This window comes from Pedobacter frigoris, from assembly GCF_032678645.1.
Taxonomy (GTDB): domain Bacteria; phylum Bacteroidota; class Bacteroidia; order Sphingobacteriales; family Sphingobacteriaceae; genus Pedobacter; species Pedobacter frigoris_A.
Genome location: NZ_JAVTSP010000002.1, coordinates 337,325 through 351,780, shown reverse-complemented (window position 1 = coordinate 351,780; position 14,456 = coordinate 337,325). Strand labels below are relative to the sequence as shown.

The 14,456-nt window shown below is 40.1% G+C and carries 14 protein-coding genes; 2 read left to right on the top strand and 12 right to left on the bottom strand.

Annotation, left to right across the window (positions count from 1 at the left end; genetic code table 11):
* The 7 genes from R2Q78_RS07935 to R2Q78_RS07905 form a co-directional block, all read right to left on the bottom strand.
* On the bottom strand, nt 1-1,233 hold the full coding sequence (locus R2Q78_RS07935; RefSeq protein WP_316790580.1) for an ABC transporter permease: 1,233 nt from the start codon (nt 1,231-1,233) through the stop codon (nt 1-3).
* Between the two features lie 16 nt (nt 1,234-1,249).
* Nucleotides 1,250-1,888: an MBL fold metallo-hydrolase gene (locus R2Q78_RS07930; protein WP_316790578.1), complete on the bottom strand. Its 639-nt coding sequence runs from the start codon at nt 1,886-1,888 to the stop codon at nt 1,250-1,252.
* Between the two features lie 23 nt (nt 1,889-1,911).
* On the bottom strand, nt 1,912-2,499 hold the full coding sequence (locus R2Q78_RS07925) for a gliding motility lipoprotein GldD (protein ID WP_316790577.1): 588 nt from the start codon (nt 2,497-2,499) through the stop codon (nt 1,912-1,914).
* 1 nt (nt 2,500) lies between these two features.
* Nucleotides 2,501-3,244, bottom strand: coding sequence for a shikimate dehydrogenase (gene aroE, locus R2Q78_RS07920; protein ID WP_316790575.1), 744 nt, complete (start codon nt 3,242-3,244; stop codon nt 2,501-2,503).
* 25 nt (nt 3,245-3,269) lie between these two features.
* Nucleotides 3,270-4,037, bottom strand: a complete 768-nt coding sequence (locus tag R2Q78_RS07915) for a phosphosulfolactate synthase (RefSeq protein WP_316790573.1) — start codon at nt 4,035-4,037, stop codon at nt 3,270-3,272.
* A gap of 69 nt (nt 4,038-4,106) precedes the next feature.
* Entirely contained in the window at nt 4,107-5,510 is a 1,404-nt protein-coding gene (locus R2Q78_RS07910; protein ID WP_316790571.1) for a tetratricopeptide repeat protein, read from the bottom strand.
* Nucleotides 5,511-5,903: 393 nt separating this feature from the next.
* On the bottom strand, nt 5,904-6,470 hold the full coding sequence (locus tag R2Q78_RS07905; RefSeq protein WP_316790569.1) for a GIN domain-containing protein: 567 nt from the start codon (nt 6,468-6,470) through the stop codon (nt 5,904-5,906).
* 250 nt (nt 6,471-6,720) lie between these two features.
* On the opposite strand from R2Q78_RS07905, the gene R2Q78_RS07900 reads away from it, so the two are divergent.
* Nucleotides 6,721-9,615: a DEAD/DEAH box helicase gene (locus tag R2Q78_RS07900; protein ID WP_316790567.1), complete on the top strand. Its 2,895-nt coding sequence runs from the start codon at nt 6,721-6,723 to the stop codon at nt 9,613-9,615.
* Here the strand turns inward: R2Q78_RS07900 and aat are convergent.
* Both aat and R2Q78_RS07890 read right to left on the bottom strand, forming a co-directional pair.
* A complete protein-coding gene (aat, locus tag R2Q78_RS07895; protein ID WP_316790565.1) occupies nt 9,612-10,244 on the bottom strand; it encodes a leucyl/phenylalanyl-tRNA--protein transferase in 633 nt (210 codons plus the stop codon). The genes R2Q78_RS07900 and aat overlap by 4 nt on opposite strands.
* Nucleotides 10,245-10,279: 35 nt before the next feature.
* Nucleotides 10,280-11,266 (bottom strand): App1 family protein, encoded by a 987-nt coding sequence (locus R2Q78_RS07890; protein WP_316790563.1) that lies wholly within the window; start codon nt 11,264-11,266, stop codon nt 10,280-10,282.
* Nucleotides 11,267-11,318: 52 nt separating this feature from the next.
* Here R2Q78_RS07890 and R2Q78_RS07885 point away from each other — a divergent pair, with 52 nt between their 5' ends.
* A complete protein-coding gene (locus R2Q78_RS07885) occupies nt 11,319-12,194 on the top strand; it encodes a diacylglycerol/lipid kinase family protein (protein WP_316790559.1) in 876 nt (291 codons plus the stop codon).
* Here the strand turns inward: R2Q78_RS07885 and R2Q78_RS07880 are convergent.
* Genes R2Q78_RS07880 through hflX form a run of 3 tightly spaced genes read right to left on the bottom strand, consistent with a single transcriptional unit; the run spans nt 12,191 to nt 14,438 of the window.
* Complete coding sequence (locus tag R2Q78_RS07880; RefSeq protein ID WP_316790557.1) at nt 12,191-12,844, bottom strand: energy transducer TonB; 654 nt, start codon at nt 12,842-12,844, stop codon at nt 12,191-12,193. The two genes, R2Q78_RS07885 and R2Q78_RS07880, sit on opposite strands and share 4 nt — an antisense overlap.
* Nucleotides 12,845-12,861: 17 nt before the next feature.
* Complete coding sequence (gene rbfA, locus R2Q78_RS07875) at nt 12,862-13,236, bottom strand: 30S ribosome-binding factor RbfA (protein ID WP_316790555.1); 375 nt, start codon at nt 13,234-13,236, stop codon at nt 12,862-12,864.
* Between the two features lie 11 nt (nt 13,237-13,247).
* A complete protein-coding gene (gene hflX, locus R2Q78_RS07870) occupies nt 13,248-14,438 on the bottom strand; it encodes a GTPase HflX (RefSeq protein WP_316790553.1) in 1,191 nt (396 codons plus the stop codon).
* Between the last annotated feature and the right edge of the window lie 18 nt (nt 14,439-14,456).

Here is a 14,456-nt window from a genome sequence, read left to right as displayed (position 1 = left end):
TTAAAGATCTTGATTTAAATTATTAATCTTCTTTACGCTTAAATTAGATGACAAAGCTGATGCCACAAAAGAGAATATGCTTACTGTTAAAAATACCAGCACAAAATCTTTCCATTTAAAGCCTACCGGGTAAGCATTTGTGATTACCAGGTCGTCCTGAGACATCTTAATCAGTCCGAATTTTTGCTGCAGCAGACAAAAAATAAATCCGACTAACAGACCGAATATACATCCTGTCATGGTGATCATCATTCCTTCAAATAAGAATATTCTCTTTATTAACTTTTTACCCGCTCCCAGACTGCTCAAAACAGCAATGTCCTTGACTTTATCTATAACTAACATGGTTAGTGACCCTATAATATTAAAGATAGCTATAATTAAAACAAATGTGAGGATAATATATACTGCCCACTTTTCACTCCCCAATATATTATACAGCACCTTATTTTGTTGTATCCGGTCCTTTACTTCAAATTTACCACCTAAATCCTGCTCAATCTCTTCTTTAAATTTATCGACATTAATACCTGGCTTAAGATTAATTTCGATAGAAGATATCTTCTCCGGCTCATCTAACAATGTTCTTGCAAATTTCAAGGGAACAATAGCAATGTTATCAAAATCTTGCTGTACCTCAAAAACACCAGATACAGGAATTGAAAGAATTGTAAAATCATCCGCAGGATTTACAGAGCCGGTTTTAGCCCCCTTCTTCGGTGAAAAAATCTGCAACTGGTTAAATGGATCGGTAGTATTTACCATGAGGTAGGTCTGTATGGCCGACCCTATAATAGCATTGCTGCCATACTTGTTTTCCAGCACAAAGCTTCCATCAATCGTGATACTGTCAAGACTTTTGTTTTTTAAATAATCTTCGCTAACGCCTTTAATAAGGCCTACAGACTGCTTATCATTGTAGCGCAGCAAAGCATTTTCTGACAATACTTCAGTATAAGAGTAAATGCCGGTATTCGTTTTTAAGCTTCTGAAATAAGCTGTATTTGGATCAAATGTTTTTCCCTGTGCCGGAGCAATAACAACCTGCGGTGTAATGGTATTGAACATCTTCAGCACCACATCTTCAAATCCATTAAAAACAGACAATATGATAATCAACGCCGCACTGCCTACAAACACACCCACCACCGAAATGGCAGAAATGATGTTGATCGCATTGGTAGATTTCTTTGCAAAAAGATACCTTTTAGCTATGTAGAGTGCTGTATTCAATTTCTATATTAAAACCCTATTGTAAAAATGGATTATGTTGTTTTTCAAAGCCTATTGTTGTGGCAGGCCCGTGTCCGGGATAAACCGTACAATCATCCGGTAATGTAAACAGATTATTTTTTATATTATTAATCAGCTGAGCATGGTTGCCCCCAGGCAAATCAGTACGGCCGATACTATTGTAAAACAAAACATCGCCCCCTATTAAAAAATTGTCCTCCCTGGCATAAAAGCACAAGTGAGCCGGCGAATGGCCCGGGGCAAAAATCAGATCCAATGTACTATTTCCAAATTGAACTGATCCTGTTTCACCAAGAAATACTTCTGGCTCAGGAGACAGCTCATACCTCAGTCCCATTTGAGGCACATAACCTGGTATGGCCTGCAGGACATACAACTCACCTTTGTGAAATTGTGGTTTCAAACTCCAGTTATCGTAAACAAACTTATTTCCAAATACATGATCATAGTGACAATGCGTGTTCAGCAAGAGCGTTGGCTTAAGCTTATTCTCCATGATGAAACCAGAAATTATGTTCTGCTCTTCACCATCATACATACCCGGATCAATGATGACACATTCTTTCGTTTCATCAAATAAAACATAAGTATTTTCCCTCACGGGATTAAAAGTAAATTTCTGAATGCTGATCATATCAATAGGCTCTTATTGTAGTACTAGTTTTTCCACTTAAATGTACTAATCATTCTGTCAATATCCTTTTTAATAAAAGCAACCACAGGTTGTATAGAATCATACTGCGGTCTTTCATTAAAATATAACGCTCCTCTAAAGTAATGACTGACACTGTCAGTCAGGAAAAACTGGACTGATGATGCAGTATTTCCTTCAATAGAATAGTAAATACCGTATACCTTCTTGTTTGGGTAATTGATTCGTTTCTGATCAATCGCATTTGCCTTCACAGTATGTTTGAATGCAAATGTCCGGGCGTCTTCAACCAAATTCTCATATTCCTTTTTCGAAGACACATCGTAATAAGTCAGGTGCAAACGGCCGTTAAACTGCGGAAAAGACAGGTTATACCAGCAGGGCTGCGTATCGGCACTGTTATCGGCCTGTAAAACCGCATACTTAGGGTATTCAAAAGAGAAAGGGCAGTCTTTGCTATAAAGCTGGTACGCTTTCTCCGGGAAGTCAATCTTAAAATACCCTCTTGGTTTAGGCGCATAACTATTGCTATTGCTGCAGGCCGAAAACACCAGTAAGCCTGCAAATAAAAAAAGAACCCAGTTCCTTCCCATGTTAAGAATTCCAGATCTCCCAGGAACGTAGTGCCTGCAGATGCAACATCTCAAGACCGTTCTTTGTTTTTCCGCCCTTTTTTCTCACCTGCTTCAGGAAAAGTGTTTCTTCGGGGTTATAGACCAGGTCGTAAGCCGCGTGCTTGTCTGTTAAACAGGCGTAGGGAATAGGCGGACAAGTATCAGTATCGGGCGACATGCCCAAAGGAGTGGTATTGATCAGGAGCGTATGTTCGTCCAGTAATTTTTCATCTACAGCTTCATATAAAATACTGCCTTCAGTTGCTTTCCTGGTTACCACCAGAAAAGGGATATTAAGCTTGTTCAGTACATATTTTACAGCTTTTGCCGCCCCGCCATCACCAAATATCAATGCTTTACGATGATGTGGTTCCAGCAATGGCTTTAACGACTCCTCGAAACCATAAGCATCCGTATTGTAGCCCTTAATACACTGCTCCCCATTCTTCCGGCCTATTAAAATACAGTTAACCGCACCAATTTCTGTTGAGGCTTCGTCTATTTCATCTAAAAACGGGAGTATTTGTACCTTATACGGTATAGTGACATTGACTCCCCAAAGCTCCGGATTATCGGACCACAACTTAACAAACAACTCAATATTTTCTATTGGGTAAAGTTCGTATTCACAATCAGTGATCCGCTCCTCTTTAAACTTTTCGGTGAAGAATTTTTTAGAAAAGGAATGCGATAAAGGATAGCCAATTAAACCAAATTTTCTCATTTTGCTTGAAAGAGGGTTTAGGGTATTATTTCTCCAGGCCCAGGAAGTGATCAAATGTATCACCCCGTAATCCCAAACGGATGGTCTCCAAAGGAATAACCTCCGCAGGAGCAATATTTCCAAGATTTACGTTTGAACCCAGCAATTTAATAAACCAAACCTGCTGTTCCTTTTGAGGTGCCTCCCAAATAATGGTTTCTTCAGGAATTTGAGTCAGGATCTCATCTACTAACCCTTCTCTAACTTCTCCAGAGCCCCTGTAAATACCTACATTACCCCCTTCTCTAGCCTCCGCTATTACTTTCCAGGACCCAGCTTCAATTTCAGCCTGCATCAATTTGATCCATTTATAAGGAGCAAATATTTTGGCAGCATCTTTTGAACCGACTTCTGAAATTACAGTAACTTGCTTTGACAACTTCTGTATGAATTCACATTTCAAATCATGTTCTATTGTAATGGAACCGTCTGAAACTTCAACATACTCCATATTGAACTGATCCAACACCCTGCGATAGTCATCAAATTGATTACGTATCACAAAAGCTTCAAATAATGTGCCTCCGAAATAGGTTGGAATTCCTGCAGATTTGTAAATAGCCAGTTTCTCTTTAAGATTAGGCGTAACAAAGGAGGTTGCCCATCCCAATTTGACAATATCACTATGTACTCCGGCAATATCTATAAAATCTTCTGTTTGTCTTAAGCTTAATCCTTTATCCATAACCATTGTAATCCCCTTATCACGCGGTTTTACAGGTCGTTCTGGTATATTATTCAGTGGGTAATTCATATTGGACACAAAGGTGAAAAAAAAACAGACAGCTTTCATCAGCAATCGCTAATAAAAACTGTCTGTTTTTTATTTTATATAACGGTTTATAACTTCAAGTATCGAACCGTTTTCCTGTAACTGAGGTAAATATTCGAATAAAATATAGTGTTTATCCGGATCTGTAGCCAGGGCCGTCTCCAGATAAAGCAATGCATCATTTTTCTCACCAAGGGCAAAAAGATAGGCAACCATACGATAATACAGTTCAGCAGCATCCGGGTTGTTCTTTATCGCATCTGCGATAGTCTCAGAGGCCTCCACCAGCTTACCTTGCTCATAAAGTACAGTAGAAAAGTCCAGCCAGGCTTCAACGTCCACAGGATTGTATTCCAAAACTTTATAATAGGCTGCTACTGATTGCTCTATTTGTCCGAGCTTATAATAGGCGTCAGCCATGGCAAACCAGAAATCAGGATTTTCAGCATCCAGGTCAATAGCTTTTTTATAGAAATGCAGTGATTCAAAATAACGTTCCTCAAAGTTTAAGGTAACGCCTATACCAAACCAGGCATCGGCCATTTTACTATCCATCTTGACAGATTTCTTATAGTAAGAACGTGCCTCATCCATCCTTTCCAGCTTCTCATAACATTCTCCTATCGCACAATAGGTATCGGCATTGGGTTTCTCATATTCAAACGTCTGCTTATAGACTTCAATGGCCTCTGCAAACCGATCCAGCTGCACCAGTGCATTTCCCTTATTGTAATAGGCAGATGCAAAATTGTCCTTGATCAGAATCGCATAATCATAGGCGTCTATAGCTTTTTCAAACAGATCGAGTTTATGATATGAATTGGCCAGATTATACCATGCTGCATAGGAATAAGGATCGTTGTCTATGTATTCCTGATAAAACTTGATGCTCTCTTCCTGCTTATCAAGGATATCATAACAGAACGCAAGTTCATATAACCCATCCTTATTTTCCATATTTTGTTCAAGGCTCTGCTTGATATATACAATGGCGCTTTCGTAATCCAGCATGTTTTGATATACATACGCAATCTGAAGCAGGATCTCATCTGTTGTTTCCGCGAATTCCAATGCTTTCTGGAAATTATCAAGCGCTTCGGAATAGCGTTCAAGACTATTGTAGATATTGCCCCTGAGGATATAGATTTCTGCTTCTGAAGCTTCCAGCATCTCTGCTTTTTGCAATGACAAAAAAGCACGTTCTACCTGATCAGTGACAAAAAACAACTGCGCCTGCTTTACTAAAAATACAGCAGCATAAGGGTGCTGATTGAGGGCATACTCTATCACCTGCAGGGCCTTCACCGGATCGCTCTTCTCTATATAATAATCAATAATGTTTTCGAAGGCCTGGGCATCAAAAAAGTATTGATCCTGATTGCGTATCATCTCTTCGTAACGCTCTACTGAACGCTGCGCATCATCACTAAAATCAAAATAATATTCCTCTTCCATGTATCGAATAATTAAAGAACAGATCCCTGTGTTAAAAATACATTATAAGTTTACAACAATTAATAGTACAACTCACCAATTAATTTTCAACATACACACACCTCCGCCCATAAACAACTGATAATAATGTTAGTAAGCAAACCTGCATTAAAGATGTCCATGTTAGGTACAGGTGCTATGATCTGAAAGTATGTACAAAATAACGGAACTTAAACTGAATCCCCGTAATATTCACGTCAAGAAACCTGCCAGATTCAAATAGTTCCCGCTTTGGCGAAGAAAAGAGAGCAGGGGAAGGAAGAGAAAGTGACGCTGAAGCCCTGGAAAGCGCATATAAAAACAAAGCCGCAACGGGTTACCCGTTGCGGCTGATCTCTCTCACCTATCCCTATATTATTTCGCATTGAGACTAAAAGCCATTGCTTCGTCAATGCTATTATTTGTTGTTTTTATCGCTACAAAATGCTCGACCGTCAATTTTGAAATAGAATCCCTAACCAATGTATGGTCTAAAGTTGCACCGCTCAACTTTAAATCTGAATGGTCTTTAATAAACGTATACATGCTCTCTGTCGTTGCTTTCACTTTTGCCTTCGCATTATCTTTTAAAAAGATCTGGAGGTATTTCAAATTGAACTGACCAATGGTCTCCACGACTACATCTCCCGAAGCATCAATTCTTTGAAGATCAGCCACTGAAATACGAATAGTTACCGGCTCATATTCAGAAGATTTTACAATAAGTGTATACCCCTGTCTTTTAATAGATGTATTTCTCGAAGAATAATCTCCGTAAACTTCAATCTTTTCTCTGTCAGCCTGAACCAGCTCAATCTTTACCTTACCGGTAATTTTGATTTTGTTAAAACTAAAGCTGGAAGCCAATGTAGTCATGGCTGTTGTGGCAAGTACAAATAGCATCAGCATTGCACTTAATAATGTTTTTGTTAAAGTCTTCATATTATTGTTTTTTAAGGTTTTTATATTTTGTTTGTGTTTGGTAATAAGACGCCGCTATTTTAAAAACGTTGCAGGCTTTTACTCCCTTTTATACCAGAATCACATCATACACGACCAACCACCTTTTTTTTTCGACAAACGCGCCATAAAAATTTGGTCATAATTGAAGAATGCTTTTGAAAGCCACGCAAATTGACGTATGTTTAAAGATTTTTAAATGCTTATAGTCCGATTGTTTAACTTTTAGCCAATGTTACGCGTAGATACTACCAAACCCTGCAAAATTGTGTACTCACTATGCAAACACGCGTACTTTGGTTACCTGATTGAGCCTCATATTGTTCAGCTAAATCCGCAGGGAGATTTTTCTTTGACCTATCAGCGTTTATTTTCTCATACTGCAAAAGAATTCTCCAGCCATCTCAATGAAACAGATCTTAAACTCATTAAGATCCTTGATGAAACGGAACAGGACTATATCATCAAGAAGTACCATAAAAAAGCGATCCGGCCTGCAGAGTTTTTCAGCAAGTTCTTCAATGAAAAGTTTTATGAAAGTGTAAGGCCAAAAATTGAGAAGAAACTCTCTGAGGTATTGGAAGTGCTGAAGGGCCATGGCGCCCTCTATCTGATGGATAAAGACGGATGGCCTGCAGAGAGAACCATAGAAATTGCGACAGAACCTGCAACAGTTTTATTCCATTTTCGTCGCAATGAACTGGAAACAAGGTATTTCCCAACTATAAAATATCAGGGTCTGCGCATAGAGTTTATGTTTAAGGACGCTCAGGTGGTCAGCAATCAACCCGCCTGGCTGCTGCTGAACGATATGGTGTATTTCTTTGAACAGGACATTGAAGGCAAGAAGTTATTGCCATTTCTCAATAAACGCTACATCACGATCCCTAAAGCTACAGAGGCTACTTATTTTGAGAAATTTGTTGCCCCACTCATTGAAAAATACCATGTATATGCGGAAGGCTTTGAGATTAAAACAGAGAAACATGAACCGGCCCCGGTAATAAAGGTAATTTATGTTGAAAATGGCATCTCTCAATTGCAATTGTATTTCAAGTATGGCGCCTACGCCTTTGCGATGGGTAGCGAAAAGAAAGTAACTGTTCGCCTGAAAAAAGAGCAGGACAATTATATTTTCACCCGCATCAAAAGAAATACGGAATTTGAAAAGCAAAAGTTCGATCTCCTGGTTAAAATGGGATTGAAGAAAACAAGCGTACTCTTTCACAACCTTGAGGTTTCCGGAAATGAAGATGAAGACCAGTCTTATGCAATCATCAACTGGGTCAATGAACATATAGACACACTCACAACCGCTGGTTTTGAAGTGGAGCAGCATACAGGCAGTAAAAAGTTTTTGTTTGCAGCCAATAAGATCGATTTTGAAGTCAAAGAAGACAATGATTGGTTTGACATCAATGCCATCGTTTACTTTGGCATCCATCCAATACCATTCATTGCGTTAAAGCAGCACATTCTTCATAAAAGGAGAGAGTTTACACTCCCTGACGGATCAATAGCAATTATTCCGGAGAAATGGTTTACCCAATACGGAAGCCTTTTTAGTCTTTCGGATGGAGGAAAATCACTGCGCCTGAAGAAACACCATATCGGATTAATAAATGAACTGGCAGAAGACGGCATTGCCAATGTAACCCTCAACCGCAAACTGGAAAGGCTAAACGATTTCGAAAATATAGCCGATGTGCAAATGCCAGTTAACTTTAAAGGTGACCTGAGAAGTTACCAGAAAGCCGGATACAATTGGTTTAGTTTCCTGCGCGATTATAATTTCGGCGGCTGTCTGGCCGACGATATGGGTTTGGGTAAAACCATACAAACGTTGGCCATGCTCCAGAAGATCAAGGAAGAGGCTGAACAAAATAATACCCACACTACTTCACTGATTGTGATGCCGACGTCACTGATCTACAACTGGTTGAACGAAGCAAAAAAATTCACTCCAAAGCTTAAGATTCATGCCCATACAGGCACATCCAGGGATAAGGATATCAGCTTATTTGCAAAATACGACATCATCATCACTACCTACGGAATTACACGGGTCGATATTGAGCTGCTCAAAAACTTTTATTTCAGCTATATCATACTCGATGAGAGTCAAAACATAAAAAACCCATCTTCTAAGTCATTTAAAGCGGTCAAAGCCCTTAAATCTAAACACAAACTGATACTCAGCGGTACCCCGGTAGAAAACTCGGTGAGCGATTTATGGACTCAGTTGACTTTCCTCAACCCTGGCTTACTGGGCACACAGGCATTTTTTAATGAGGAATATGTACAGGCAATAGAGAAAAGAAAAGACGAAGACAAAGCACGCAAGCTTCAGGCCATCATTAAGCCTTTTGTATTGCGCAGGACTAAGGAACAGGTTGCTGCTGAATTGCCGTCTAAAACTGAACAGATATTTTACTGCAACATGAGTGAGGATCAGGCAGCTTATTACGAGAAAACCAAATCAGCCTATCGTAATGACCTGTTGAGCAGTATGGACGATGGCACCTATGCTAAAAAACAGGTTCAGCTTTTACAAGGACTGACAGCATTGAGGCAACTTGCCAATCATCCGGTGATGATTGATGAAAGCTATGCTTCTGATTCGGGAAAATTTGAGAATGTAGTTCACACACTGGACAACGTACTTAAAGGCGGACATAAAGTGCTGATATTTTCGCAGTTCGTAAAACACCTGAATATTTTTAAATCCCACTTCGAAAAGGAAGACATTCCTTATGCATACCTGGATGGCGGCACAAAAAACCGCGGTGAAATCGTAGCCGAATTCCAGCAAAACACTGAACTAAAGGTTTTCTTGATATCGATTAAAGCTGGAGGAGTTGGGCTAAACCTAACTCAGGCAGATTATGTGTTTATCCTCGACCCATGGTGGAATCCTGCGGTAGAACAACAGGCTATTGACCGTACTCATAGAATCGGACAGGAAAAGAAAGTATTTATCTACAAATTCATTGCAAAAGATACGGTAGAAGAAAAAATTCTAGCGCTTCAAAACCGTAAAAAAAGGCTGGCAAGTTCACTCATAACGACAGAAGAGAGCTTCTTCAAGTCCCTGAGCAAAGAGGACATCCAGGAAATCCTCAATTAAACATTCAGAAAATCCTGATACTCAGCCATGCTGATCATTTCTGCGCCCATGCTCATCAAATGGTCATTTGGAAGCTGGCAGTCTATCAGTTTATATCTTTCCGTCTTACAAAGTGCTATCAAAGCGACTTTCGAGGCATTACTTACGAGACTAAACATGCTTTCTCCGCAAAAAACATCTCCCATCAGTACACCATATAAGCCACCAACCAGATTACCTTCCTGCCACACCTCTACACTCCCGGCATGACCTTTTTCAAACAGATGAATGTATGCGTCCTGCATTTGATCGGTGATCCAGGTACCGGGCTGATCTTTTCGTTCGACTTTTGCGCAATTAACAATTACCGCAGCGAAAGCCTTGTTAAAGGTCACCTCCAGCAAACCATCACCCAATAGCTTTCTCATGCTTTTGCTAATTTTAACCCGCTCGGGAAAGATGACGCAACGCTCGTGAGGGGCATACCAACAAATCGGATCGCCCTCGCTAAACCATGGGAAAATGCCGTTTTCATAAGCCAGAAGCAGACGATCTATCTTTAAATCTCCCCCAATAGCAAGAAGACCATCAGGATCAGCAAGTTGCGGATTTGGAAAAACGACTTCATCTTCGGGTAATCTAAAAACCATTTACAATTATAAACAATCCTGTAATTTGTTCCCTGTTATGTTTTTAAATCACCAATCAATCCTATTTGCTTAGAGTGCGCTATGGCTTCAGAGCTAGTATTAAAAAGGCAGGTATGTATGTTCTTGGCTTTTATTCTAACCAGGAATTCATTTGCAGTTTCCTCCATTTCCTTTCTCACATTCCTGATGTATACAGCCTCTATATTTTTAGGGTATTTCTCTGCAATCGCCGTGTATATAGCAGGATCTTTTTGGGAATTGTCTCCAAAAAACACGAACTTCTGATTGGGAAAAGCATCCAATATCCGCATTACCCGCATCAATTTACCTTCATGCCCTGTTTTACCTGTCCTGATCAGATCCTTCCAGCGCTTGATCTGGTTCAATAAAAAAGCACCCTCAGGTAATTTATTATACCTGAAAGTCTCTACCAGGTAATCGTACAAATTCCATTCACTGCTCGACACATAAAAAAAAGGATTGGGCTGATCTGTTTCTGTATGTGACAATGCCAGCAAATTATAATGGGTATAAGCATCTTTAAAAGTCTTCCTTGTCCGTGGGTTTTTAATGAACAGTTCTCTTAACCTCCTGCCTATGGTTGCTGAATGAGAAACCATAATCGTGTCGTCTATATCAGATATAAAAGCATATTGCGTGATATGTGGGACGAATATTTGCCCCTGTCCAACCGACAGCACTTTTCCCTTATCGTCCAGAGCCTCTACCTTAACGCCATGCCAGCCGGCACTCACGTTTTCAGTTGCAGCCCACTCAAATTTAAAGAAGCCATCATATTCTGTCTTCTGGTATACTTCTTGCCCATTAAAGGTAAGTCTTACCTTGACATAAGGATAAGGTTTTAAAATGAACAGCTTTAAAAGGTGTACAATGTTTACAATAAGGTTGTTGCTGAACTTCTGCCTTGTTTTGGCTTTAAACCGGAAAACGTGACCATATACAACTAAGTTATGGGTATGCCCATAGCCATGATATATTTTTACGCTTACAGATTTGTTCATTAGTAATTAAAACAGAGTTACACAAAAGTTGTTTGTGGTATTAAACAAATATATGGAAGAGCAGGCCTCGAAGATGAAATTATTATTTATAGTAAACCCAGGTTCAGGAAACGGAGGAATTGATTTTGAGGAGCTCATTGTTAAATATTTTGAGCCTTTAAATCATGTCGCTGAAATTTATATGCTTACTAAAAGCTGTTCTTTAAAAAAGATAAAACAAGTTATAGATGATGCAAAAGCCGACCGTGTAGTAGCTGTCGGTGGTGATGGCACTTTGAAACTTGTCGCGGAATGCCTGATTGGCACCACCACTCCCATTGCCATTATTCCGGCAGGATCAGCCAACGGTATGGCAAAGGAATTGGGTATTCCCACGGAGGCGAATGAAGCACTTAACGTAGCCGTAAACGGAAGCCCTAAAAAAATCCATGCAGTCACTGTAAATAAGGAACTCTGTATCCATCTTGCCGACATCGGCTTCAACGCTTACATCGTTAAAAAATTTAGCTCTCTCCAGCATAGAGGCATGTGGGGGTATACCAAAGCTGCCTGGAGCGCACTTTGGAACCATAGAAAGATGCACGTTGAGTTCAATATTAAAGGAAAGACCATCAGCTCTGAGGCCGCAATGGTGGTTATTGCAAATGCTACCATGTACGGAACAGGTGTCAAGATCAATCCTGAAGGTAAACTGGATGATGATGTTTTTGAAATTGTACTGGTAAAGGAGTATTCTGTAATGGAAATACTCAAACTAAGGTTTACAAATATGGCGCTCAACCCTAAAAACATTGAGCTGTTTCAAACTACCAGTCTGAAAATCAAAACCAAACACAAAGCTCATTTTCAGGTAGACGGGGAATATGTCGGTAAGGTGAATCAGGTAGAGGCCGAGATCATACCTGCGGCCATCTCTATTATAGTTTAATTACAATATTTGGCTAACGCTTCATCTGCAAGATCAGAGCCCATATGTTTTACGAACAAAAAGTCCTCACAGGCTCCTTGTTTGTCTTTCTGTTTCAGCTTTTTCATGCCATCAGCGATGCGCTGATTGAAATACGCATTGTCATAGCCAAGCGTGCCTTTTAAAGCTTTAATCTTGGCCTCTTCATCCGGTGAAAAGGCTTTTCCCTGCTCTTTATTTTTGTAGAAATTAAGTACAGCACTAGTCATACCTTCATTAGATCTGTAAGCTTGTATGGCCTGGGCTATTTGCTCACGGCTCCTGTTTCCGCAATCTTCAGAAGTTATGCTAAATTTAATAGGAGCAATGATTGAAACCGTAGTGTCGTGCCCGGCTGGCATAATCCATTTTCCGCTGCTCATCCTGATTAGTCTTAATGCCTCATCATCCAGGTCCGTACCTATCCCATTTCTGATTTTGGAATAGTAAACCTCTCCTTCTTTATTCAACTTAAAACTAATGGTTACTGTACCCTGAATGCAATTCTGAAGCGAGTACTGAGGATATACCTTGTTGTTCGCTACAAAGCTCTCGAGACTACCTTTAAGTTTGGGCTGGGCCTGAACGGTGAATCCGTATAAAAGAAATAATACTAAAAGAATCTTTCTCATATACTAATTTACAAAAATTAAACGTCTTCGTCCGTATCCTTACGCTCTTTTGATATTTTATCAAAAATCTTATCCATATGCTCAACATACTCGTTGGTATCGTCCAAAAAGAAGGTCAACGTAGGTACTACTCTAGCCTGATGACGGATACGGGCACCCAACTTGTAACGAATTTCACTGGCGTGGGAATTTACTTCCGCAACAGACAACGATGTATTATTGGTGTTTAAAAAGCTAAGATATACCTTGGCTACTGCAAGGTCTGAAGAAACACGGACCTTGGTAATTGTAACCAATGTATTGGGAAGATAGGCAGAACCCTCACGTTGAAAAATCGCTGCTAATTCTTCCTGTATTACTCCTGCAAATTTCTGCTGACGTTTACTTTCCATATTTTCTTCAATTAATATAACAATTTATCGTAAGGGTAACGCTCGGTATGCAAAGCAATAACCTTATCATACAATAATTGTTTAAATTCTTCTAAATTCTCTTTGTGCAGGGCTGATATAAATATTGCCGGTGCATTGTTACTTGCCATCCAGCTGCGCTTGAAATCTTCCAGGGTAAGCTGCACAGGCTCTTCTTCCTCATGATCTGGTTTAGGAGCTACATAGGCATCAATTTTATTGAATACCACAATGGTTTCTTTGTCCCTCGCTCCCAAATCCTTTAATGTTTCATTGACCACATTGATCTGATCTTCAAAATTCTGATGTGAAACATCCACAACATGAATTAAAACATCCGCTTCCCGCACCTCATCCAGAGTCGATTTAAAGCACTCTACCAAATGATGCGGAAGTTTTCTGATAAACCCAACTGTATCTGAAAGTAAAAACGGCAGATTTTCAATCACCACTTTCCTAACTGTGGTGTCCAGTGTAGCAAACAGCTTATTCTCCGCAAATACCTCGGATTTAGAAAGCATGTTCATGATGGTCGATTTACCAACGTTGGTATACCCTACAAGGGCAACACGGATCAGTTGGCCGCGGTTCTTACGTTGTGTTTCGTTCTGCTTATCGATCAGTTTTAACCTGCTTTTCAGCAATGCGATCTTTTCAAGGATCATCCTCCTATCGCTCTCTATTTGTGTCTCACCGGGTCCTCTCATCCCAATACCACCTTTCTGGCGCTCCAAGTGAGTCCATAAACGCGTAAGGCGGGGCAACAAATACTGCAGCTGCGCCAGTTCCACCTGCGTTTTTGCCTGAGCTGTTTGCGCTCTTCCTGCAAAAATATCAAGGATCAGATTGCTCCGGTCGAGGATTTTTACCTGAAGCTCCCGTTCAATATTTCTCAATTGAGATGGCGACAACTCATCGTCAAACACCACCATATCTATTTCTTCAGACTTCACGTAAGCCTGTATTTCCTCCAGCTTTCCTGTACCCACAAAGGTTGCACGATCTGGTTTGAGCATCTTTTGTGTAAACTCATGCTCCACCAGGCCACCTGCAGTATCTACTAAAAAAGCCAGCTCATCCAGATACTCTCTGGTTTCTTCAGGCCTTTCTCCGGGTCTGATTACACCAACAAGTACTGCACGTTCCTGCTTAAGCGCCGTATCGTAATATTTCTGTTTTCCCATGTAAAGTACAAAGATACA

Bases quoted from the DNA above. Each gene is read 5' to 3' on its own strand.
- R2Q78_RS07930 (WP_316790578.1), bottom strand. From the start codon at position 1,888: ATGATCAGCATTCAGAAATTTACTTTTAATCCCGTGAGGGAAAATACT.
- R2Q78_RS07925 (WP_316790577.1), bottom strand. From the start codon at position 2,499: ATGGGAAGGAACTGGGTTCTTTTTTTATTTGCAGGCTTACTGGTGTTT.
- aroE (WP_316790575.1), bottom strand. From the start codon at position 3,244: ATGAGAAAATTTGGTTTAATTGGCTATCCTTTATCGCATTCCTTTTCT.
- R2Q78_RS07915 (WP_316790573.1), bottom strand. From the start codon at position 4,037: ATGAATTACCCACTGAATAATATACCAGAACGACCTGTAAAACCGCGT.
- R2Q78_RS07910 (WP_316790571.1), bottom strand. From the start codon at position 5,510: ATGGAAGAGGAATATTATTTTGATTTTAGTGATGATGCGCAGCGTTCA.
- R2Q78_RS07905 (WP_316790569.1), bottom strand. From the start codon at position 6,470: ATGAAGACTTTAACAAAAACATTATTAAGTGCAATGCTGATGCTATTT.
- R2Q78_RS07900 (WP_316790567.1), top strand. From the start codon at position 6,721: ATGTTACGCGTAGATACTACCAAACCCTGCAAAATTGTGTACTCACTA.
- aat (WP_316790565.1), bottom strand. From the start codon at position 10,244: ATGGTTTTTAGATTACCCGAAGATGAAGTCGTTTTTCCAAATCCGCAA.
- R2Q78_RS07890 (WP_316790563.1), bottom strand. From the start codon at position 11,266: ATGAACAAATCTGTAAGCGTAAAAATATATCATGGCTATGGGCATACC.
- R2Q78_RS07885 (WP_316790559.1), top strand. From the start codon at position 11,319: ATGGAAGAGCAGGCCTCGAAGATGAAATTATTATTTATAGTAAACCCA.
- R2Q78_RS07880 (WP_316790557.1), bottom strand. From the start codon at position 12,844: ATGAGAAAGATTCTTTTAGTATTATTTCTTTTATACGGATTCACCGTT.
- rbfA (WP_316790555.1), bottom strand. From the start codon at position 13,236: ATGGAAAGTAAACGTCAGCAGAAATTTGCAGGAGTAATACAGGAAGAA.
- hflX (WP_316790553.1), bottom strand. From the start codon at position 14,438: ATGGGAAAACAGAAATATTACGATACGGCGCTTAAGCAGGAACGTGCA.